Source organism: Streptomyces sp. BK022 (genome assembly GCF_004217355.1).
GTDB classification, from domain to species: Bacteria; Actinomycetota; Actinomycetes; order Streptomycetales; family Streptomycetaceae; genus Streptomyces; species Streptomyces griseoluteus.
Window position 1 is genome coordinate 285,689 of the sequence record NZ_SHKU01000007.1, and the last position, 21,790, is coordinate 307,478.

Annotated in this window: 18 protein-coding genes; 9 read left to right on the forward strand and 9 right to left on the reverse strand. The window is 71.3% G+C overall.

The annotated features are described in order from the left end of the window. Positions 1–47: 47 nt before the first annotated feature. Together EV284_RS27855 and EV284_RS27860 are read right to left on the reverse strand one after the other, a co-directional pair. A complete protein-coding gene (locus tag EV284_RS27855; RefSeq protein ID WP_130338919.1) occupies positions 48–1,169 on the reverse strand; it encodes a peptidoglycan bridge formation glycyltransferase FemA/FemB family protein in 1,122 nt (373 codons plus the stop codon). A 151-nt stretch (positions 1,170–1,320) separates the two neighbouring features. After that, the gene (locus EV284_RS27860; protein ID WP_242625863.1) at positions 1,321–4,212 is read right to left on the reverse strand and encodes an FAD-binding and (Fe-S)-binding domain-containing protein; all 2,892 of its coding nucleotides are present in this window, start codon (positions 4,210–4,212) and stop codon (positions 1,321–1,323) included. A 203-nt stretch (positions 4,213–4,415) separates the two neighbouring features. Here EV284_RS27860 and serC point away from each other — a divergent pair, with 203 nt between their 5' ends. Next, positions 4,416–5,534 (forward strand): phosphoserine transaminase, encoded by a 1,119-nt coding sequence (gene serC, locus EV284_RS27865; RefSeq protein WP_130338923.1) that lies wholly within the window; start codon positions 4,416–4,418, stop codon positions 5,532–5,534. Between the two features lie 79 nt (positions 5,535–5,613). Here the strand turns inward: serC and EV284_RS27870 are convergent, their stop codons facing one another. Beyond that, complete coding sequence (locus EV284_RS27870) at positions 5,614–6,582, reverse strand: WD40 repeat domain-containing protein (protein WP_130338925.1); 969 nt, start codon at positions 6,580–6,582, stop codon at positions 5,614–5,616. Positions 6,583–6,681: 99 nt separating this feature from the next. Here EV284_RS27870 and EV284_RS27875 point away from each other — a divergent pair, with 99 nt between their 5' ends. The 3 genes from EV284_RS27875 to EV284_RS27885 all read left to right on the forward strand — a co-directional run bounded on the left by EV284_RS27875 (position 6,682) and on the right by EV284_RS27885 (position 9,071). After that, the gene (locus tag EV284_RS27875) at positions 6,682–7,356 is read left to right on the forward strand and encodes a GDSL-type esterase/lipase family protein (protein WP_130338927.1); all 675 of its coding nucleotides are present in this window, start codon (positions 6,682–6,684) and stop codon (positions 7,354–7,356) included. Positions 7,357–7,452: 96 nt separating this feature from the next. Further along, positions 7,453–8,031 (forward strand): Uma2 family endonuclease, encoded by a 579-nt coding sequence (locus EV284_RS27880; RefSeq protein ID WP_130338929.1) that lies wholly within the window; start codon positions 7,453–7,455, stop codon positions 8,029–8,031. Positions 8,032–8,078: 47 nt separating this feature from the next. Further along, the gene (locus EV284_RS27885) at positions 8,079–9,071 is read left to right on the forward strand and encodes an aldo/keto reductase (protein WP_130338931.1); all 993 of its coding nucleotides are present in this window, start codon (positions 8,079–8,081) and stop codon (positions 9,069–9,071) included. 157 nt (positions 9,072–9,228) lie between these two features. Here the strand turns inward: EV284_RS27885 and thpR are convergent, their stop codons facing one another. Beyond that, entirely contained in the window at positions 9,229–9,801 is a 573-nt protein-coding gene (gene thpR / locus EV284_RS27890) for an RNA 2',3'-cyclic phosphodiesterase (protein ID WP_130338933.1), read from the reverse strand. A gap of 35 nt (positions 9,802–9,836) precedes the next feature. On the opposite strand from thpR, the gene EV284_RS27895 reads away from it, so the two are divergent. Then, on the forward strand, positions 9,837–10,616 hold the full coding sequence (locus EV284_RS27895; protein ID WP_130338935.1) for an inositol monophosphatase family protein: 780 nt from the start codon (positions 9,837–9,839) through the stop codon (positions 10,614–10,616). 8 nt (positions 10,617–10,624) lie between these two features. Here the strand turns inward: EV284_RS27895 and EV284_RS27900 are convergent, their stop codons facing one another. Together EV284_RS27900 and EV284_RS27905 are read right to left on the reverse strand one after the other, a co-directional pair. Further along, positions 10,625–11,965: an MFS transporter gene (locus EV284_RS27900; RefSeq protein WP_347402209.1), complete on the reverse strand. Its 1,341-nt coding sequence runs from the start codon at positions 11,963–11,965 to the stop codon at positions 10,625–10,627. A 28-nt stretch (positions 11,966–11,993) separates the two neighbouring features. After that, a complete protein-coding gene (locus EV284_RS27905; protein WP_030804715.1) occupies positions 11,994–12,431 on the reverse strand; it encodes a MarR family transcriptional regulator in 438 nt (145 codons plus the stop codon). Positions 12,432–12,551: 120 nt separating this feature from the next. Here EV284_RS27905 and EV284_RS27910 point away from each other — a divergent pair, with 120 nt between their 5' ends. Next, positions 12,552–12,767 (forward strand): ribbon-helix-helix protein, CopG family, encoded by a 216-nt coding sequence (locus tag EV284_RS27910; protein WP_242625845.1) that lies wholly within the window; start codon positions 12,552–12,554, stop codon positions 12,765–12,767. Between the two features lie 39 nt (positions 12,768–12,806). On the opposite strand, the gene EV284_RS27915 is transcribed toward EV284_RS27910, so the two are convergent. Next, the gene (locus EV284_RS27915) at positions 12,807–14,258 is read right to left on the reverse strand and encodes an NCS2 family permease (protein WP_130338939.1); all 1,452 of its coding nucleotides are present in this window, start codon (positions 14,256–14,258) and stop codon (positions 12,807–12,809) included. 192 nt (positions 14,259–14,450) lie between these two features. Here EV284_RS27915 and EV284_RS27920 point away from each other — a divergent pair, with 192 nt between their 5' ends. The 3 genes from EV284_RS27920 to EV284_RS27930 all read left to right on the forward strand — a co-directional run bounded on the left by EV284_RS27920 (position 14,451) and on the right by EV284_RS27930 (position 19,756). Next, positions 14,451–14,720, forward strand: a complete 270-nt coding sequence (locus EV284_RS27920; RefSeq protein WP_130338941.1) for a DUF2530 domain-containing protein — start codon at positions 14,451–14,453, stop codon at positions 14,718–14,720. Between the two features lie 192 nt (positions 14,721–14,912). Next, a complete protein-coding gene (locus EV284_RS27925) occupies positions 14,913–17,228 on the forward strand; it encodes a GH92 family glycosyl hydrolase (protein WP_130338943.1) in 2,316 nt (771 codons plus the stop codon). A 125-nt stretch (positions 17,229–17,353) separates the two neighbouring features. Then, positions 17,354–19,756: an HAD-IC family P-type ATPase gene (locus tag EV284_RS27930; protein ID WP_130338945.1), complete on the forward strand. Its 2,403-nt coding sequence runs from the start codon at positions 17,354–17,356 to the stop codon at positions 19,754–19,756. Between the two features lie 3 nt (positions 19,757–19,759). Here EV284_RS27930 and EV284_RS27935 read toward each other — a convergent pair whose 3' ends face one another. Together EV284_RS27935 and EV284_RS27940 are read right to left on the reverse strand one after the other, a co-directional pair. After that, positions 19,760–20,590, reverse strand: a complete 831-nt coding sequence (locus tag EV284_RS27935) for a hypothetical protein (protein WP_130338947.1) — start codon at positions 20,588–20,590, stop codon at positions 19,760–19,762. A gap of 206 nt (positions 20,591–20,796) precedes the next feature. Beyond that, entirely contained in the window at positions 20,797–21,684 is an 888-nt protein-coding gene (locus EV284_RS27940; RefSeq protein WP_130338949.1) for a calcium-binding protein, read from the reverse strand. Between the last annotated feature and the right edge of the window lie 106 nt (positions 21,685–21,790).

Here is a 21,790-nt window from a genome sequence, read left to right on the forward strand (position 1 = left end):
CAGGCGGTGTCTTGGATGCTGAGATCAAGGACCGGTGGGCCGGTGCCTCAGCGGCGGGCCATGTACAGGTCGAACGCCTTGTGCAGCACCTTGTTCAGCGGGAAGTCCCACTCCCCCACGTACTCCGCCGCCTCGCCGCCCGCGCCGACCTTGAAGCGGAGCAGGCCGAGCAGGTGGTTGGACTCCTCCAGGGTGTCGGTGATGCCCCGGAAGTCGTAGACGTGCGCGCCCAGCTCGTGGGCGTCGGACATCATCCGCCACTGCATGGCGTTGTTGGGCTGGACCTCCCGCTTGCGGGCGGTGGAGGCGCCGTACGAGTACCAGACGTGGCCGCCCACGATCAGCATCGTCGCCGCCGCCAGCACCTCCCCGTCGTGGTGGGCGAGGTACAGCCGCATGCGGTCGGGGTCCTCGTTGGCGAGCGCGGTCCACATCCGCTGGAAGTAGGCGAGCGGACGCGGGATGAAACGGTCGCGCTCGGCCGTCTCCCGGTACAGCTCGTAGAACACCGGCAGGTCGTCCGCGCCGCCGCGCACCACCTTGACGCCCGCCTTCTCGGCCTTCTTGATGTTGCGCCGCCACTGCTGGTTGAGCCCGCCGTGGATCTCCTCCAGCGACCGCCCGGCGAACGGCACCTGGCACACGTACCGGGGCTGCCCCGCCGCGAAGCCCTCCTCCGCGTCCGGTTCGCTCTGCCGCCACCCCAGACCGCGCAGCCGGTCGGCGAGGACCTGGGCGCGCGGGTCTTGCCAGGTCGGCTCGGCGTCCCGGAGCCGGTGTGCGGCCGGGTCGGCGATGGCGGCCTTGACCGCTTCCGGGCTCCAGCGCCGGGCCACCACCGGCGGGCCCATCTTCACCGAGAACGCCCCCCGCGCCTTGAGGTGCGCCAGCATCGGCTCCAGCCAGCGCTCCAGGCCGTCCGCGTGCCAGTCGATCACCGGCCCCTCGGGCAGATACGCCAGATACCGCTTCACCTTCGGCAACGGCCGCAGGAGCACCAGCCCCGCTCCCACGATCCGCCCCTCCTCGTCGAACCACCCCAGGCTCTCCGCCCGCCAGTCGGGCTTCACCTCCCCCCACGACGGCACCTGCATATGGCTGACCGAGGACCGCGAACCCACGAAGGCCAGGTGCTCGGCCCGGCTGACAGGGCGCAGGGTGAGGGTCATACGGAGGACTCCTTCGCGCAGACGGGTCCGGTCACCCTACGATCCCCACCGCCCGTCCCCGGGGCCGAACCACCGCCGACATCCCTTATCAGCCACCCCTGCACGCAGCCCCCGCCCGCAGGGCGCACCGCGAGCCACCCCCGCCCCTCGCTCACTCCCGCCCCTCCCTCTCCAGCCCCTCCGCCAGTACCTCCGCCAGATGCCGGGCCCGTATCCCCGCCAGTTGCCCGATCTGGGTCCGGCAGGAGTAGCCGTCCGCCAGGACCGCCGCGTTCTCGGGGGCGGAACGGAGGGCGGGGAGGAGCTGGTCCTCCGCGCAGGTGCGGGAGATGTCGAAGTGGCCCTTCTCGAAGCCGAAGTTGCCGGCCAGGCCGCAGCAGCCGCCGGTCAGGGGGCCGGTGAGGGCGGCGGAGGTACGGAGGTCGCGGTCGGCGGTGTCGCCGAGGACGGCGTGCTGGTGGCAGTGGGTCTGGCCGGTGACGGGGCGGTCGAGGGCGGGCGGGGTCCAGTGGGGGGCGTGTCGGCGGAGGGTTTCCGCGAAGGTGTGGACGGCGGCGGCCAGCCGGGGTGCGCGGGGGTCGCCGGGCAGGAGTTCGGGGAGGTCGGAGCGGAGGGCCGCCGCACAGCTCGGTTCCAGGACGACGACCGGGGCCCCGGCCTCGAGCACCGGTTCCATCAGGTCCAGCGTGCGGCGCAGCACCGCGCGGGCCCGGTCCAGGCGGCCGGTGGAAATGTAGGTGAGCCCGCAGCAGACTTGCGCGCGGCGCGCCCCGAGCAGCGCGGCCGGCGTACGCGAGGTGCCGTCCCCCACCGGGCGGCCACCGGGCACCAGGGTCGGCGGCAGCGCCACCCGCAGCCCGGCCGACTCCAGCACCCGGACGGCGGCCCGCCCGACGGACGGCGACAGATGCTCGGTGAAGGTGTCAGGCCACAGCACCACCAGCCGCCCCGAGCCGCCGCTCTCCGGTGCCGGTGGCCGCGCCCGCCACCACCGGCTGAACGTCGCCGGCGCCAGCCGGGGGATGTCCCGCTCGGGCGCGATCCCGCCCACCCGTTTCCCCAGCCGGGCCAACAGCCCCACCGCGGCGAGCCGGTTGACCAGCGGCGCCGCCCGCGCACGCGCCACCCACCGCAGCCACACCGGCAGCGAGCCCAGGCTGTAGTGGGCGGCCGGGCGCAGCCGGCCGGCGTAGTGGTGATGCAGGAACTCCGCCTTGTAGGTGGCCATGTCGACGCCGACCGGGCAGTCCGAGCGGCAGCCCTTGCAGGACAGGCAGAGGTCGAGGGCGTCCCGGACCTCGGCGGACCGCCAGCCGTCGGTGATGACCTCGCCGGCCAGCATCTCGTGCAGCATCCGCGCCCGCCCCCGCGTCGAGTGCTCCTCCTCCCCGGTCGCCCGGAAGGACGGGCACATCACCGCGGACCCACCGGCCGACTCCGTACGGCACTTGGCGACCCCGACGCACCGGCGGACGGCCGCGCGGAAGTCTCCGTCGTCGTGCGGGTAGCCGAAGGCGACGTCCACCGGGCGGCGGGGCAGCACCGCGAAGCGGAGATTGTCGTCCAGCCGGGCCTGGCGGACCAGCATGCCGGGGTTGAGCAGGTCGTCCGGGTCCCACACCGCCTTGGCCCGCTCGAACAGCCCCACCATCTCCGCGCCGTACATGCGCGGCAGCAGTTCCGCGCGGGCCTGCCCGTCGCCGTGCTCGCCGGACAGGGAGCCGCCGTGGGAGACCACCAGGTCGGCCTGTTCCTCGGAGAAGCGCCGGAACCGGTCCACCCCGGCCGCGGTGAGCAGGTCGAAGTCGATCCGGACGTGGACACAGCCCTCCCCGAAGTGGCCGTAGGGAGCGCCGCGCAGGCCGTGGGCGGTGAGCAGGGCGCGGAAGTCGCGCAGATAGGCGCCGAGCCGGGCGGGCGGCACCGCGCAGTCCTCCCAGCCGGGCCACGCCTCCGTGCCGTCCGGCATCCGGGTCGCCGTGCCGCTCGCGTCCTCGCGCAGCCGCCACAGACCGCGCTGGGCGACGGGGTCGGTCACCACCAGCGCGTCCACCGCGTCGGCCGCGCCCACGACCGCCTCCGCTCGGGCCCGCGCCTCGGCCTCCGAGGCGCCGCCCGTCTCCACGAACAGCCACGCACCGCCCTCGGGGAGCCCGACCGGCGCCCGGACGAGGTCGGCCGCCATGCCCTCCACGGTCAGCGGGCCGTGCGGCAGCAGCCCGGAGACCGCGTCGGCGGCCGCGCTCTCGTCGGCGTACCCCAGCACCGCCAGGGCGTGGACGGCCGGCGCCTCCACCAGGTCGAGCACCGCTTCCGTGAGGACGCCGAGGGTGCCCTCGGAGCCGCAGAAGGAGCGGGCCACGTCGGCGCCGTGCTCGGGGAGCAGGGCGTCCAGCGCGTACCCGGAGATACGGCGGGGCAGCTCCGGGAAGCCGGTGCGCAGCCGGGCGAGCTCCCCCTCCACCAGCGCCGGCAGGCCCTCCGGTGCGCCCGACCAGTTCCGGCCCAGGCGCAGCCGTGCGCCGCGCGCGGTGAGCACGGACAGCTCGCGCACGCTGTCGGCGGTGGTGCCCCAGGCCACGGAGTGGGCGCCGCAGGAGTTGTTGCCGATCATGCCGCCGAGCGTGCAGCGGCCGTGCGTGGAGGGGTCGGGGCCGAAACGGAGGCCGTGCGGGGCGGCCGCCGCCTGGAGCCGGTCCAGCACCAGGCCCGGCTGGACCCGCGCCGTACGCCCGTCCGGGTCGAGCTCCAGCAGGCCGTTCATGTGCCGGGTGAAGTCCAGTACCACCCCCGTGCCCGTCGCCTGCCCGGCGATGGACGTGCCCCCGCCCCGCGCGACCACCGGTGTGCCGCGCGCCCGGCACACCTCCAGCACGGCCGCCACGTCCTCGGCGTCCCGAGGGGCCACCACACCCAGTGGCACCCGCCGGTAGTTGGACGCGTCCATCGTCGTCAACGCCCGCGCCGTCGCGTCGAAGCGGACCTCGCCCCGCACGGCCCGCCGCAGCTCCGAAGCCAGGCCGCGGTCGCCCTCGATCCCCATGTCCGTTCCCCCGTCCGTCCGACCCCGTCGATCGGTCATGGCTCCAGCATGCATCCGATCACGCAACGTCATCAGAAGTTGTCCACAGGCACCCCTGACTCCTCGGATCGTCGTACGACCGCACAAGTCCACGATCCGGAGAGGTCGTCTCATCCGACGGACACGGCTTCGTCCGGTTTCGCACACCCGATACGCTCCGACACGTGGCCGACATCGAGATCCCCGCTGACATCAAGCCCGCCGACGGACGTTTCGGCGCGGGCCCCTCCAAGGTGCGGACGGAGGCGCTCGCCGCGCTCGCGGCGACCGGCAGTTCCCTGCTGGGCACCTCCCACCGGCAGGCTCCGGTCAAGAACCTGGTGGGCCAGGTCCGCGAAGGCATCAGCTCCCTGTTCTCCCTTCCGGACGGTTACGAGGTCGTCCTCGGCAACGGCGGCTCCACCGCGTTCTGGGACATCGCCACCCACGGGCTGATCGAGTCCAGGTCCCAGCACCTCAACTTCGGTGAGTTCTCCTCCAAGTTCGCCAAGGCGGCCAAGCTCGCCCCCTGGCTGGCCGAGCCGACCGTCATCGCCTCCGACCCCGGCACCCACCCCGAGCCGAGCGCCGAGGCGGGCGTGGACGTGTACGCGTTCACGCACAACGAGACCTCCACCGGTGTCGCCATGCCGATCAAGCGTGTGGCCGGGGCCGACGAGGGTTCGCTGGTCCTGGTGGACGCCACCTCCGGCGCGGGCGGCCTCCCGGTCGACGTCTCCGAGACGGACGTCTACTACTTCGCCCCGCAGAAGTCCTTCGCCTCCGACGGCGGCCTGTGGATCGGCGTGTTCTCCCCGGCGGCCATCGAGCGCGCCGAGCGGATCCACGCCTCCGGCCGGCACGTCCCGGAGTTCTTCAGCCTGCCCACGGCGATCGACAACTCCCGCAAGAACCAGACGTACAACACCCCGGCGCTCGCCACGCTCTTCCTGCTCAACGAGCAGCTCGAGTGGCTGAACGGCCAGGGCGGCCTCGACTTCGCCACCGGCCGTACGAAGGACTCCTCGACCCGGCTGTACACCTGGGCGGAGGAGTCGAAGTACGCGACGCCGTTCGTCACCGACCCGGCCAAGCGGTCGCAGGTCATCGGCACGATCGACTTCTCCGACGAGATCGACGCGGCCGCGGTCGCCAAGGCGCTGCGCGCCAACGGCATCGTGGACACCGAGCCGTACCGCAAGCTCGGCCGCAACCAGCTCCGCGTCGCCATGTTCCCGGCGATCGACCCGGCCGACGTCGAGGCGCTCACCAAGTGCGTCGACTATGTCATCGAGCGGATCTGAAACCTGTAGAAGCACGTGAGGGGGGGCGCCCGGTGGTGAACTGGGCGCCCTTTCCCGTACCCCGCGCGCGTCCCCGTGCTCAGCCCTTGCGCCGCATCCGCCGCATGCCGAACACGGCGGCGGCCCCGAGGGCGAGGAGGACGGCACCGGCCTTGAGCCCGCCTCCGCCACTCTTCTCCCCCGAGGCGGAACCGCCGTCGGCGGAGGGCGACTTGGAGGCCACGGCGCCGCCCTCGGGTGCGTCCTGCGCCCGCACCTGGCTCTGGGCGCCCTCGCTGCCATACATCAGCTTGCTGCCGTCCGCGGAGTAGCTGACGGACTCGCCCTGGCCCTGGAGGGGCACGTCCAGGCGGTCCAGCTTCTTGATCCGGCCGCCGTTCCAGTCGTAGGAGATACCGCCGAAGTAGCCGCGCACGGCGAGCTGCCGGCCGTTCGGCGAGAAGGCGGCGTCGGTGGCCCACAGGTCGACGGGGGCGACCGGGCGGAAGATGTTCGCGCCGGAGGACGACAGTTGGGCGGGGCCCTCGTACAGGTGGCCGCCGTCCTCGTTCTTGTCGATGATGTAGACGCGGCCGGTCTTGGGGTGGACGGCCAGCGACTCGGCGTCCCGGGGGCCGTCGGAGTACTTCACGACGTACTGCGTGGCCGTGACCGTCTGGTCCTTCAGGGTCTTCGGCTCGGGCAGGCGGTAGATCCAGACATAGGGCCAGCGGCCGTGGAAGTTGTCCCCGATGTCGCCGACGTAGATCTGGTCGTCCGGCCCGATGGAGATGGCCTCCACGTCGCGCGGGGCGCCGATGCCGCGCAGGGTGAGCGTGGCGACGGTCTTGCCGGTGCGGCTGTCCACGGCGTAGAGGTAGGGGCCGTCGTCGCTGTCGTTGTGCGTCCAGTAGACGCCGGGGTGCAGGTGGGAGGCGGCCAGGCCGCTGGACTCGGTGATCCTGGGGTCCTCGATGGTGAACCCCCGGTCCCCGTCCGCGGCGTGGGCGGGCAGGGCGCAGGCACCCGCGAGCAGGGCCCCGGCAAGCAGGGCGAACGGTCGGCGCATGGTCCAAGACTGCCATCCGGCGCGGGTGTTCAGTGGGGGTGGCGGGCTTCACACCGGCCCCGGATGCGGGTCCGTACCGCGATCCGCCATCATGAGCGGATGCTCAGGTTCATGCCCGTAGGTGACTCCATGACGATCGGGAGCGCGGGCGAACACACGTGGCGTTACCGGCTGTGGCAGCACCTGCGGGACACGTACGACGGCCCGTTCCAGATCGTCGGTCCCCGCGAGACGCTGTACGACCAGGCCACCGGGGAGCCCGGCTCCCACGAGTACGCCGACCCCGACTTCCCGCGCGCCCATCTCGCCGGGTGGGGCGAGGGCTGGCAGCACATGGCTCCCCTGATCGGGGAGGCGGTGCGAGCGCACCGGGCCGACGTGCTGCTGGTCTCCCTCGGGCTGATCGACCTGGGTTTCTACACCAACGCGGAGCAGACGGTCGACAACGTGCGGGCGTTCGTCGCGGCGGCCCGTGCGGCGCGTCCGCGCGTACGGATGGTGCTGCTGCCGGTCATCCCGAACATACGCGCCCAGGAGGACGGCCCCTTCGCCGAACAGGTCGACCTCTTCAACACCCTCCTCGCCAAGGCGGCCGCCGACCTGGACGAACCCCGGTCCCCGCTGCTGCTGGCCTCGGCGCCGCAGGGCTGGGACATCCACCGGGACACGTATGACGGCACGCATCCCAACGCGAGCGGCGAGCACCGGATCGCGGGGGCTTTCGCCGGGGCGATGCACGAGGCGTGGGGGCTGGGGGAGCCGTACGCGGCTTGATCGGACAGACCGATTTCCGGCGTCGCCCGGTGACGGTGCGTATCGTTTAACCGCGCGGCTGCACATCTGCGTGGGCAGCCGGGGAGGAGCGCCACGATGACCGTCCTCGACGACAGGACCGCGATGGCCGAGAGCGACACCGCACGCTTGGACGGGTGGTTCGAGCGGATGCCCATCCCCGAAGGATTCCGGGCCGAGGTCGTCGGGGGCTGCTTCTTCATGGTGCCGCAGCGGAACACGCATTGGCAGATCATCCGCCGGGTCCTGCGGGCCCTGGAGGACAGATTCGGACCGGACGTCATGGTCCTCTCCGACGTCCGCATCGATTTCCCCGGCCACGAGAACGGCTTCTGCCCGGACATCGCCCTGCTCAAGGACTCGGCGGAACCGGACGAGACGGGCCACTGGCGCCACCAGGACGTCCGGTTCATCACCGAAGTCATCTCCCAGGGCACGGCCGCCAACGACTACGGCCCCAAGAAGACCGCGTACGCCGTTGCCGAGGTCCCCGTCTACCTCGTCGCGGACCCCTACCAAGGCCGCTGCCACGTCTACACGGACCCCAAGGACGGCGAGTACCTCCGTGCCCTTGAGGTGAGGTTCGGCGGCGACATCGACCTCACCGGCACGACGGTCGACCTCGTCCTCCGTACCGCCGATTTCCCCCGCGACTGACCCCACCGCTTGCCTGGAGTGCGCTCCAAGACGTTGGCTAGGTGGGCATGAGGTACACGCAGCTTGGACGCACGGGTCTGAAGGTCAGCCGGCTGGTGCTGGGGACCATGAACTTCGGGCCGCAGACCGACGAGGCGGACAGCCACGCGATCATGGACGCGGCGCTGGACGCGGGCATCAACTACTTCGACACCGCGAACGTGTACGGCTGGGGCGAGAACAAGGGCCGTACCGAGGAGATCATCGGAAGCTGGTTCGCGAAGGGCGGCGAGCGGCGGGAGAAAACCGTCCTGGCCACCAAGGTCTACGGGAACATGGGCGCAGAAGGCGACGCCTGGCCCAACTACGACAAGCTCTCCGCGCTGAACATCCGCCGCGCGGTGGACGCCAGCCTGAAGCGCCTGCAGACCGACTACATCGACATCTACCAGTTCCACCACATCGACCGGAACACCCCGTTCGACGAGATCTGGCAGGCGGTCGACGTCCTGGTCACCCAGGGCAAGATCATCTACGCCGGGTCCTCCAACTTCCCCGGCTACAAGATCGCGCAGGCCAACGAGACGGCCCTGCGCCGGGGCAACACCCTCGGTCTGGTCAGCGAGCAGTGCCTGTACAACCTCGCCGAGCGCCGGGCCGAGATGGAGGTCATCCCGGCCGCCCAGGACTACGGGCTCGGCGTCATCCCCTGGTCGCCGCTGCACGGCGGTCTGCTGGGCGGGGTCATCCGCAAGGAGGCCGAGCGCGGGCGCCGCGCCTCCGGCCGCGCCGCCGACGCCCTCGCGGACACGGCGACGCGCAACCGGATCGAGGCGTACGAGGAACTGCTCGCCAAGCACGGCCTGGAGCCCGGCGAGGTCGCGCTCGCCTGGCTGCTGACCCGGCCCGGCGTCACCGGCCCGATCGTCGGCCCGCGCACCCGGGAGCAGCTCGACTCGGCGCTGCGCGCGGTGGAGCTGGAGCTGAGCGAGGAGCTGCTGACCGGCCTGGACGAGATCTTCCCCGGCCCGGGTCCCGCCCCGGAGGCGTTCGCCTGGTAGTGGCAAGCGAAAGGCCGCTCCGTACGGGGTTCCCCGCGGAGCGGCCTTGGGCGGCTGCCGTCAGTGGACGGCCGCCGCCACGGCGACGACCACCAGCATCAGTACGAGCGCACCGGCCATGATCCGGTTCCGGGTTTTCGGTTCCACGACGACGAGCCTAACGGGCCGCGCCCAGTGCCCAGCGGGCGACCGGGGCGTACCGGGGCTGCTCGCCGGGCACGCCGGAGACGGGCAGGTGGCTGCGGACGAGGACCAGTTCGCCCACCGTCCAGGCGGTACCGGCGAATTCGGTGAGGTTGTCGACATAGGGCCGCAGCTCGGTGTCGCCCTTGCCGCGGGCCAGTGTGAGATGCGCCCGGTAGTGGCGGTGTTCCTCGCCGCCCACCCCGGCCCGGCGTCCGGCGGCCTGGGCCCGTCCGGCGAGTCCGCCGAGGGCGGCGAGGTCTCCGGAGGCTCCGGCCCACAGTGCCCTGCCCCGGCCGAAGCTGCCGCCCCCGGCGACGGCCAGCGGGAACGGTGCGCTCCGCACGGCCGCGCGCTCCAGCCGGCGTTCCAGTTCCGGCACCGTCTCCTGCGGGACCTCGCCGTAGAAGGCGAGCGTGAAGTGCCAGCCGTCCGGCTGGGTCCACCGCAGCGCGTCGGCCCCGGCGAGCCGCCGCAGCGCCCGTACCTCCCGGCCCAGCTCCGCCACGGCGCCCGGAGGCGGCAGGACGGCGGCGAAGAGTCTCATCCCCACACGATCCCAGACCGGTACGCTGCGGCACCGTGACCGACGACGTCGACGTGGCGACAGCGGCCGTGCTGGCCGGCGCCGAAGTGGTGCGCGAGGGCTACGGCAAGGAACTGGCCCGGATCGACAAGGGCGCCGGGGACTTCGCCACGGCGGCCGACGTGGCGGCCGAGCGCGCCATCCTGGACGTCATCCGCGCGGCCCGGCCCCATGACGCGGTGCTCGGCGAGGAGGGCGGCCGGCAGGGCGCCGCCGGCACCGGGCGCCTCTGGCTCGTGGACCCCCTGTGCGGCACCCTCAACTACGCCGTCGGCACCCTCCTCGTCGCCGTCAACGTGGCCCTGTGCGACGGCGCCGCAGCCGTGGCGGACCCCTTCACCGGCGAGGTCTTCCGCACCGACGGCGAGATCGCCTGGCTGCACCGGGACGGCACCGACACCCCCCTGCGCCCCACGGCGGCGACCACCCTGGTGGACGTCAACCTGGACCCGCCCTTCCCGAGCGCCCCCGCCTTCCGCGCCACGGCCCTCCTGGCGCACCCGGGTTTCACCGCCCGCTTCCGCCCCCGCGTCGGCTCCACGACCCTGGCCCTGGCCTGGGTGGCGGCGGGCCGCCGAGCCGCCTATGTCACCGACGGCACCGGCCTCTCGGCAAGCGTCCACTTCGCCGCCGGAATCGCCCTGTGCCGGGCCGCGGGCTGCGTGGTCACCGGCATCGACGGCGCACCCCCCGGCCCGGACACCCGGGGCCTGGTCGCGGCGGCGGACGCGGAAACCCACAGCCTGTTGATGAAGCTGATCCGCGACGAGCCCTGACCGCAGCCTCAGGCCGCCGGCGTCAGTTCCTCGGTCCCCCTCGGCACGAACCGCAGGTGCGGTCCCCGGTGCCAGGTGAGCCGGAGCCGGAGGTCGCCGGCGCGGGCCAGGAAGAGGCCGATGACCGCGGCCGCCACGGCGGAGACCGCGCCGCCCGCGACGAAGCCGAAGCGGGCGCCGTACGTGTCGGTGACCCAGCCGACGAGCGGGGCGCCGAGCGGGGTGCCGCCCATGAAGACCATCATGAAGAGGGACATCACGCGGCCCCGCATGGCCGGGTCGGTGGACATCTGGACGGCGGTGTTGGCGGTGACGTTGACCGTGAGGCCGAAGGCGCCGATGGGGACCATCAGGAGGGCGAACAGCCAGTAGGAGGGCGCCAGCGCGGCGACGATCTCCACCGTGCCGAAGGCCAGCGCCGCCGCGACCAGCACCCGGAACCGGGCCGTACCGCGCCGCGCGGCGAGGAGGGCGCCGATCAGGGAGCCGACGGCCATCAGGGTGTTGAACAGGCTGTACGCGCCGGCGCCGGCGTGGAACACGTCGTCGGCGAAGGCGGTGAGCCAGACGGGGAAGTTGAAGCCGAAGGTGCCGATGAACCCGACGAGCACGATGGGCCAGATCAGCTCCGGCCGCCCGGCGACATGCCGCAGCCCCTCCCGGAGCTGGCCCTTGCCGCGCGGGGCGCGGTCGACGGAGTGCAGCTCACGCGTGCGCATCAGCAGGAGCCCGGTGATGGGCGCGACGAAGGACAGGCCGTTGGCGAGGAACGCCCACCCGGTGCCCACCCCGGTGATCATCAGGCCGGCGACGGCCGGACCGACCAGCCGGGCTGACTGGAAGTTGGCCGAGTTCAGGCTGACCGCGTTCTGGAGCTGGCCGGGGCCGACCATCTCCGAGACGAAGGACTGCCGGGCCGGGTTGTCCACGACCGTGGCGAGGCCGACCGCGAAGGCGGCGACGTACACGTGCCAGACCTGGACGTGTCCGGAGAGGGTGAGGGCGGCCAGCGCGAGGCCGGTGAGGGCCATCGCGGACTGGGTGAACAGCAGCGCGGGCCGCTTGGGCAGCCGGTCGACGAGAACCCCGCCGTACAGGCCGAAGAGCAGCATCGGCAGGAACTGGAGCGCGGTGGTGATGCCGACGGCCGCCGAGGAGCCGGTGAGGCTCAGCACCAGCCAGTCCTGGGCGATGCGCTGCATCCAGGTGCCGGTGTTGGAGACGACCTGACCGGCGAAGAACAGCCGGTAGTTCCGGACCCTCAGCGAGCTGAACATCGAGGTTCTGCCGCCGGCCGGGGTGGTGGTTGCCGGTGCGGGGACGGAAGCTGCTCCGGGTCCCGTACTCAAAAGGTCGCCTCCTGAAGCGATGCCGTGGCTACAGTTGCGCGAGCTTCTCCAGGACGGGGGCGGCGGCACGCAGGGTGGCCCACTCGTCCTCGTCGAGGCCCTCGACCAGGCCGGCCAGGAACGCGTTGCGTTTGCGGCGGCTCTCGACGAGCATCGCCTCGGCCTGCTCGGTCCGGGTGACGACCTTCTGGCGCCGGTCCTCGGGATGCGGCTCGAGCCGGACCAGGCCCTTGGCCTCCAGAAGCGCGACGATGCGGGTCATCGAGGGCGGCTGGACGTGCTCCTTGCGCGCCAGCTCGCCCGGAGTGGCCTGTCCGCAGTTGGACAGCGTGCCCAGCACCGACATCTCGGTGGGGCTCAGCGACTCGTCGACCCGCTGGTGCTTGAGTCGACGGGACAGCCGCATCACGGCGGAGCGGAGGGAGTTCACGGCGGCCACGTCGTCGCCGTGGGTGAGGTCCGACATGTCTTTAGCCTAACTCATTACTCTCACTAAGGAACGCCACCCCGCACGCCACGGCTCGTGATGTCCGCCACTGTGTCCCCCCATCACCCGTACGAGTGAGCCGGTTCCGAAAAGTGACCCATGGGGTGGCGGGATGTGGCGACCCTCGTACGCATGGGGACCAGTGTGCTCAGCCTGCGGATGGACGGGGAGCTGCTAGAGAGGCTCCGGGAACGCGCGGCGAGGAGAGGAATGAGCGTGCAGGACTATGTGATCCGCACGCTCGTCAGGGACGACTTCGACGAGCGGTTCCAGACCGCCGTCGACGAGACCGAGAAGTTCTACGGGGTCACATGAGACTCATGTGACCCCGCGGGAAACTCAGCCGTACCCAGGTCAGGTCAGACCGAGGGCCGGCATCAGGTAGTAGAAGCCGAAGACGGCCGCGACCACGTACATCGCCACCGGGATCTCCCGGCCGCGCCCGGCGGCCAGCCGGAGCACCACGAAGGTGATGAAGCCCATGCCGATGCCGTTGGTGATCGAGTAGGTGAACGGCATCATCACCATGGTCACGAAGGCCGGGATGGCGATGGTGAAGTCGTCCCAGTCGATCTCCCGGATCGAGCCCGCCAGGATCAGGAAGCCGACCGCGAGCAGCGCGGGCGTGGCGGCCTGGGACGGCACCATGGTGGCGACCGGGGTGAGGAACAGCGCGACACCGAAGAGGCCGCCGGTGACGACGTTGGCGAGACCCGTACGGGCACCCTCGCCGACGCCCGCGGTGGACTCCACGAAGCAGGTGGTGGCCGAGGAGGAGCTGGCGCCGCCCGCCGCGACGGCGAGGCCGTCGATCAGCAGGACCTTGTTGATGCCCGGCATCTGGCCCTGGGCGTCGGTCAGCTTGGCCTCGTCGCTGACGCCCATGATCGTGCCCATGGCGTCGAAGAAGCAGGACAGCAGGACGGTGAAGACGAAGAGGACGCCGGTCAGCACGCCCACCTTGCCGAAGCCGCCGAACAGACTGACCTTGCCGATCAGCCCGAAGTCCGGGGTGGCGACCGGGTTGCCCGGCCACTTCGGGGTGGTCAGGCCCCAGGACGGCACCTTGGCGACCAGGTTGACGATCACCGCGAGGACGGTCATCGCCACGATGGAGATCAGGATCGCGCCCGGCACCTTGCGGACGATCAGCGCGAGGGTGAGCAGCACGCCCAGCACGAAGACCAGCACCGGCCAGCCGGTGAGGTGACCGCCCGTGCCGAGCTGGAGCGGGACGGTGGTCTGGGCGATGTCCGGGATACGGGTGACGAAGCCGGAGTCGACCAGGCCGATCAGCATGATGAACAGGCCGATACCGATGGCGATGGCCTTGCGCAGCCCGTAGGGCACCGCGTTCATCACGCGCTCACGCAGACCGGTGGCGACCAGCAGCATCACCACGAAGCCGGCGAGCACCACCATGCCCATCGCGTCCGGCCAGGACATGCGCGGCGCGAGCTGGAGCGCGACGACCGTGTTGACGCCGAGCCCGGCCGCCAGCGCGATCGGGACGTTGCCGATCACACCCATGAGGAGGGTGGTGAAGGCGGCGGTGAGCGCCGTGGCCGTGACGAGCTGGCCGTTGTCCAGGTGGTGCCCGTACATGTCCTTGGCGCTGCCGAGGATGATCGGGTTCAGGACGATGATGTACGCCATCGCGAAGAACGTGGCGAAACCGCCCCTGATCTCCCGCGCGACGGAGCTGCCGCGCTCGGAGATCCTGAAGTAGCGGTCGACGGCGCCGTAGGCGGGCTTGTCGCCCGGCTGTTCGGGGGTAGGAGCCTGGGCCGTGGCCGAGGTGGGCATGCGAGTCCTCTTCACCATCCAGGGTTCCCCCGAGCCCTTTTGGAGTTTCGTACGAACAGAAACAGTCAAAGACAAACCGCTTCAGTATGAACGTATGAAGCCTAGATCGCTATCTCCGCGCGTAGATATTCACCGATTGTCCGTAGGACGGCGGGCTGCCGGGCGTGGCGCGGCGCCTCGTAAGCTGTGCCCATGACGAAGTGGACCCCCAAGCACGAAGCGCCGGAGCCCCTGGAGGGGCCCGTGGTCGCCACCATCACCGGCGGCACGATCGTGTGGTTCGTCCTCTTCCTGGTCCAGCTCCCCTTCTACGGCTGGTTCGAGGACCACGGCCACCTGTGGTGGGTGTGGACCTGCCTGGCCGGGGCCGGTCTCGGCCTGATCGGCATCTGGTACGTGCGCGGGCGGGACGCCGCGATCAGGCGGGCGGCCGCCGAGCGGGAGACCGTCCCCGCGGAGTGACCTCCGGGGCGAGCGGTCTCCGGGTCGGGTGAACTCCGGTTCGTGCGGGACCTCTGGACGGAATGCGGATTCCGTGTTGTCATGCCCACTGCTGTCCGATGACAACGTTGTTCCCGCGCTCTGACAACGTTGCCTTGGACCGCCCTGGACCACCCCTGAGCACGTCCGGCCCACCACCTCAGAGGTTTCTGCATGACATGGACACGGCAAATCGGTCGCTTCATGGCCGGGACACTGGCGGCGACCGCGCTGCTGGCCACCCCCGCCCACGCGCAGGCCGACCCGGCCGCCCGGCTCACCGACCTCGTCAACCCGTTCATCGGCACCCAGAACGAGGGCAACACCTACCCCGGCGCGGCGGTGCCGTTCGGCATGGTGCAGCTCTCCCCCGACACCGGGCACAACACCGGCTACGACTACGCCCAGGACCACATCCGGGGCTTCTCGCTCGTCCACCTCTCCGGCGTCGGCTGCGGCCTCGGCGGTGACCTCCCGGTGCTGCCCACCACGGGCGACGTCACCACCACCGACTACGCCAGGTACGCCGCGGGGTTCAGCCACGACGACGAGTCCGCGAGCCCCGGCTACTACCGGGTCGGCCTGGACTCCGGCATCGAGGCCGAGCTGACCGCGACCGCCCGCACCGGTGTGCAGCGCTACACCTTCCCGGCCACCGACAAGGCCAACGTCCTGCTCGACGCGGGCCAGTCGCTGCACACCAAGGTCGCCACCGAGGTCGAGATCCTGGACGACCACACCGTGCGCACCAAGCTCACCGGCCGCGGCTTCTGCCAGGACACGGTGCCCTACACGCTCTACACGGTCACCCGCTTCGACCGCCCCTTCACCGCCCACGGCACCTGGACCGGGTCCACGGTCACCGACGGCGCGAAGACCGGGGCGGACGGCGCGTACCTGCGGTTCGACACCCGGAAGGACCGCACGGTCGAGGCCACCACCGCGCTGTCCTACGTGGACGCGCGGGGCGCGCTCGGCAATCTGCGCGCCGAGGGCGGCCGCTCCTTCGACGCGGTGCGGGGCGCCGCCCAGCGGGCCTGGGAGGACCGGCTGGACGACGTCCGGGCGCACGGCGGGAGCGACACGCTGCGCCGGACCTTCTACTCCTCGCTGTACCGCTCGTTCCTCGCGCCGAACATCGGCAGCGACACCGACGGCCGCTACACCGGCTGGGACCAGAAGATCCACCGCGCCCAGGGCTTCACCTACTACCAGAACTGGTCGCTGTGGGACACCTACCGCACCCAGTCCCAGCTCCTCTCGCTGCTCGCGCCGCGTGAGGCGCGGGACATGGCGATCTCGGTGATCCGGATCGACGAGGAGAGCGGCTGGCTGCCCAAGTGGGGCTACGGCACGGTCGAGACCAACATCATGACCGGCGACCCGGTCACGCCGTTCCTGACCAACGCCTATCAGCAGGGCCTGCTGCACGGCTGGGAGGAGCGGGCCTACAGGGCGCTGAGGAAGAACGCGGACGGCGTGCCGCCCGCCGACTCGCCGGCCGTGGGCCGGGAGGCCAACCGGGAGTACCTCGCCCACGGCTTCGCGCCCTACGTGAAGGACCGCCCGCACGCCAAGCCCGGTGACTCGGACTACGACCACGGGGCGTCGGCCACGCTGGAGTACGCGCTGTCGGACGCGATGCTGTCCCGGATGGCCCGCGACCTCGGGCACCGCGCGGACGCCGACCGGTACGCGGCGCGGGCGCGGGACTACCGGAACATCTTCGACCCCTCGACGGGCTTCTTCCGCGCCCGTGACGCCTCCGGCGCCTTCACCGGACCCGCCGACCCCGCCAAGAGCGAGGGCTTCCACGAGGGCACGTCCTGGCAGTACCAGTGGCTCGTCCCGCAGGACCTGCCCGGCATGGTCGACCTGGTCGGCGGCAAGCAGGCGGCCAACGACCGGCTCGACTCCTTCTTCGCCTACGGCCAGTTGACGAAGGACCCGGCGAAGACGGCCCGCGAGGTGTGGGTGAACGGGCCGTACGACTACTACAACGCGGACAAGTACAACCCGCAGAACGAGCCCGACCTGATCGCGCCCTACACCTACCTGTCCACCGGGCAGCCGTGGAAGACGACGGACGTGGTGCACGCGGCGTTGACCCTGTTCACGGACGGGCCGACCGGAATGACCGGCAACGACGACCTGGGCACGATGTCCGCCTGGAACGTGCTGTCGTCCATCGGCGTCTTCCCGGTCCAGCCCGGCTACGACACGTGGGGCCTGTCCACCCCCGTCTTCGACCGCGTCGACCTGACGCTGGACCGCCGGTACTACCCGCACGGCGCGCTCACCATCACCGCGCCGGGCACCTCGGCGGACACCCGGTACGTGCAGTCGGCGCGGCTGGACGGCGCCGCGTACGGGCGGACGTACCTGACCACCGGGGCGCTGCGGACACACCGCTCGCTGTCCTTCACGGTCGGGTCGACGCCCTCTTCCTGGGGCACCGGGGCCGACGCGGGACCGCCGGCACTGGGCTGATCCGGGCCCGCTCCCTCGCTTGGTCAGGGGCGCCCCCGAGACCTCCTCGGGGGCGCCCCCGGCGTTCCCCGGAGATCGGGCCGCCCGGCAGGTGAAGCGCGGATTCCGCACGTAACGTCGGATGCATGACGAATGTCGACGCGGGTGTCGGACTGGACCCCGTGCACCCGGTCGCGCCGCCCACCACGGGGCCGGCGGGCCTGACCCGCGCACAGGTCGCGGAGCGGGTGGCACGGGGGGAGGTCAACGACGTCCCGGTGCGCAGCAGCCGCTCGCTGGGCGAGATCGTGCGGGCGAACGTGTTCACCCGGTTCAACGCGATCATCGGTGTGCTGTGGGTGGTGACGCTGTTCGTCGCGCCGATCCAGGACAGCCTGTTCGGGTTCGTGATCCTCGCCAACACCGGGATCGGGATCGTGCAGGAGTGGCGGGCGAAGAAGACGCTGGACTCGCTCGCGGTGATCGGGGAGTCCCGGCCCGCCGTGCGCCGGGACGGCAGGGCGGTACGGGTGCCGACCAGCGGGATCGTGCTGGGCGACCTGGTGGAGATCGGGCCCGGCGACAAGATCGTGGTGGACGGGGTGTGTGCCGAGGCCGACGGTCTGGAGGTGGACGAGTCCCTGCTGACCGGCGAGGCCGACCCGGTGGTCAAGCACCCCGGCGAGCAGGTGATGTCGGGCAGCTTCGTGGTCGCGGGCGGCGGGGCCTTCCAGGCGACCAAGGTGGGCCGTGAGGCGTACGCGGCCCGACTGGCCGAGGAGGCGTCCCGGTTCACGCTGGTCCACTCCGAGCTGCGCTCCGGGATCTCCACGATCCTGAAGTACGTGACCTGGATGATGGTCCCGGCCGCGCTCGGCCTGGTCGTCACACAGCTCGTGGTGGAGAGCAACGACTTCAAGGGCTCGGTGGCCCGGACCATCGGCGGGATCATCCCGATGGTCCCGGAGGGGCTGGTGCTGCTGACCTCGGTGGCCTTCGCCATCGGGGTGATCCGGCTGGGGCGCAGGCAGTGCCTGGTACAGGAGTTGCCCGCGATCGAGGGCCTGGCCCGCGTGGACACCGTCTGCCTGGACAAGACCGGCACGCTCACCGAGGGCGGCATGGACGTGACCGGCCTGAAACCGCTGAACGGGGCCGACGAGGGCCGGGTGCGGGAGGTGCTGGCCGCCCTCGGGGCGTCCGATCCGCGTCCCAACGCCTCGCTCCAGGCCATCATCGACGCCTATCCGGACGGCCACGGGGACGGACGGCGTCCGGTGAGCACGCTGCCGTTCTCCTCGGCCCGCAAGTACAGCGGGGCCGCGTTCGAGGAAGAGGGCGGGAAGGTCGTCGGGTGGCTGCTGGGCGCCCCCGATGTGCTGCTGGCCCCCGACGACCCCGCGCTGGCGGAGACCGGCCGGCTCAACGAACAGGGGCTGCGGGTGCTGCTGCTGGCCCGCGCCGCCCGTGACCTGGACGGCCCCGACCCGGCGCGCGGGGCCCGGCCCGTGGCCCTGGTGGTGCTGGAGCAGCGGCTGCGCCCGGACGCGGCTAAGACCCTGCGGTACTTCGCCGACCAGGATGTCCAGGCCAAGGTGATCTCCGGGGACAACGCGGTGTCGGTCGGCGCGGTCGCGCGCAAGCTGGGGCTGTCCGGCAAGGCGGTGGACGCGCGGCGGCTGCCGGCCGACCCGGCCGACCTGGCCAAGGCGGTGGACCGGGCCACGGTGTTCGGGCGGGTCACCCCGCAGCAGAAGCGGGAGATGGTCGGCGCGCTCCAGTCCGAGGGCCGCACGGTGGCGATGACCGGCGACGGGGTGAACGACGTGCTGGCCCTGAAGGACGCCGACATCGGCGTCGCGATGGGCTCGGGCTCGGAGGCCACGCGCGCGGTGGCGCAGATCGTGCTGCTGAACAACAGCTTCGCCACGCTGCCCTCGGTGGTCGCGGAGGGCCGCCGGGTGATCGGCAACATCACGCGGGTGGCGACGCTGTTCCTGGTGAAGACCGTGTACTCGGTGCTGCTGGCGCTGCTGGTGGTGTGCTGGCAGGTGGAGTACCCGTTCCTGCCCCGGCACCTGACGCTGCTGTCCACGCTCACCATCGGCGTCCCGGCGTTCTTCCTGGCGCTGGCCCCGAACAACGAGCGGGCGCGGCCGCACTTCGTGCGCCGGGTGATGCGGTACTCGATACCGGGCGGGCTGCTGGCCGGGGTGGCGACCTTCGTGACGTATCTGCTGGCCCGGCACCACTACTCGGGCGCGGGCGCGCTGTCCGCCGAGACCAGCGCGGCCACCCTGACCCTGTTCCTGATATCGATGTGGGTGCTCGCCATCATCGCCCGCCCCTACACCTGGTGGCGGCTGGCCCTGGTGGCCGCGATGGGCGTCGCCTTCCTCTTCGTCCTGACCGTCCCCTGGCTCCAGGACTTCTTCGCCCTGCGCCTGGTCGGCGACGTCATGCCGTGGACGGCGGTCGGAGTGGCGGTGGTGGCGGCGGCCGCCCTGGAACTCGTGTGGAGATGGGTCGGCCGCCGCTTCCCGGTGTGAGGGTTACTGCACGTCGACGGCGTCGGCCGTGGCAGTGACCGCGGCGGTGTCCGACGAGCCCGCGTAGACGTAGCGGTAGGAGCCGTCGACCGAGGCGGTGACGGTGGTCTTGAGCTTGCCGCTGGCGTCCGTCTTGACGGTCTTCAGCGTGGTGTAGGTGCTGGAGCCCTTCTTGGCGAACTGGAGCTGCACCGACTGGGCCGAGTAGCCGTAGTACTTGTTGTAGTCCCAGCTCGCCCGGGTCAGGGTGCCGGTGACCGTGAGGGTCTTGCCCTTGATGACCGGCTCGGGGGCGGCGTCGGTGGTCAGCTTGGAGTAGCGCAGCAGGCTGGTGGTGGCCAGGCCGCCCTGGTCCTTGAAGCCGACCTTGCTGTAGTCGGGGTCGGACTCGTCCTGCCCGTTGAGGGCGGTCGCCTCCGCGGCCACCGACCACTTCCCGGCGTCGGCGTAGGTCAGGTCGCCGTCGGCCGGGTAGATGTCCACGGTGCCGGTGCAGGTGAGCGTCGTGGCCGTGGCGTACTTGCAGGTGGCGTCGTCGTCACCCTCGACCGTGGCGGTCGGGTCGTCCAGGGAGCCCCGGTAGAGGTAGGCATCGGTGTAGAAGTCGGCCGCGGTCGCGTCGACGTCCGCGCCGTGGGTCAGCGTGTACGAGTAGGTCGTGCTGACCTCGTTGCTGGTGCCGACCTTGATCGACGAGGCGATCTTCAGGTTCGAGAAGCCGACGTTCATCGTGTACGGCGTGCCGTCGACGGGCGCGGCCTGGGCGGCCGGGACGGCGAAGGCGGAGAGAGCCAGGGCGCCGGTGACGGCGGCCACGGTGGCACGTATGCGCATGTGCGGTTCCCTCTGAGGGAGAAGTGATCGGTGAGTCGGTCGACTCGGGTGATCAGATCCGCGAGGGGGCCGGCGAGTTGTACGGCATGCGCTTTCCGGAGACGGTCTTTGCCGGTGGATTGCCTGGTCATGACACTCATGACGTCGACAGCACTCGGCCCCGGAGACTGGCGGTCTCCGGGGCCGGGCGTCGAAGAGCGGTCGGACTAGTTCACGGCGACGTAGTCACCCGCGGAGGTGGCCGCGGACGTGGTGCCGTTCTTCGGGAAGTAGAAGCGCCAGGTGCCGGACGCGTTGGCCGTCGCCGTCGTCTTGAGGGCGCCCGTGGAGGAGGTCTTCACGGTCTTGACGGTGGTGTAGGTGCTGCTGCCGGCCTTCGCGAACTGGAGCTGCACGGACTGGCTGCCGTAGCCGTAGTACTTCAGGTAGGACCAGCTCGCGCGGCTCAGGTTGGCCGTGGCGGTGATGGTCTTGCCCTTCTTCACCGGCTCCGGCGCGGCGTTCATCGAGGTGATCTGCGCGGCGCGCTTGATCCAGACGTTCTTGTAGCTGTCGTCCTGCATGAGGTCACCGTCGTTGCCGATGGCGGCGGCGTACACGTTCCACTTGCCCGCCAGCATGCTGTCCCACAAGTCCGTCTTCGGGTCGACCTTCACGGTGATCTTGCAGGTGGCCGAGGTGGCGCTCCAGTAGTCGCAATCGGCTTCCTGCTCCGGGATGACGGCGCCGTCGACGTCGTTCTCGAAGTCCGTGCCGTGCCACAGCATGGCGTCGGCGTCGTAGATGCCCTCCGGGTCGGTCGCCGTCACGTAGATGTTGACGGTCTTGACCGCGGAGGTGCCGGCGACGATGTCCTCGTTGCCGTTGACGGTGACCTTGTCGATGGTGACGTCGCCGTCGACGTAACGCACGCCCGACCTGACGCCCGCCTTCGCGCCCGCCTTGGCGGCCGCGTCCGCCTTCACGCCGTTCACGAACGACGACACCTTGGCGGCGGCCGGCGCCTCGTCGGCCTGGGCGGCCGGAACGGCGAACGCGCCGAGGGCCACGGCACCGGCGGCGGTCGCGATGGCCAGGCTGGTACGGATACGCATGAGGTTCCCCCCGTCGAGGAGCGCACGGTCGCGGCTCTGTGCCGCCGGGCGCTCTTGTCATGTCTGCTGAGTACGGAGACTCAGCAGACATGACAAGCGGGAGTGA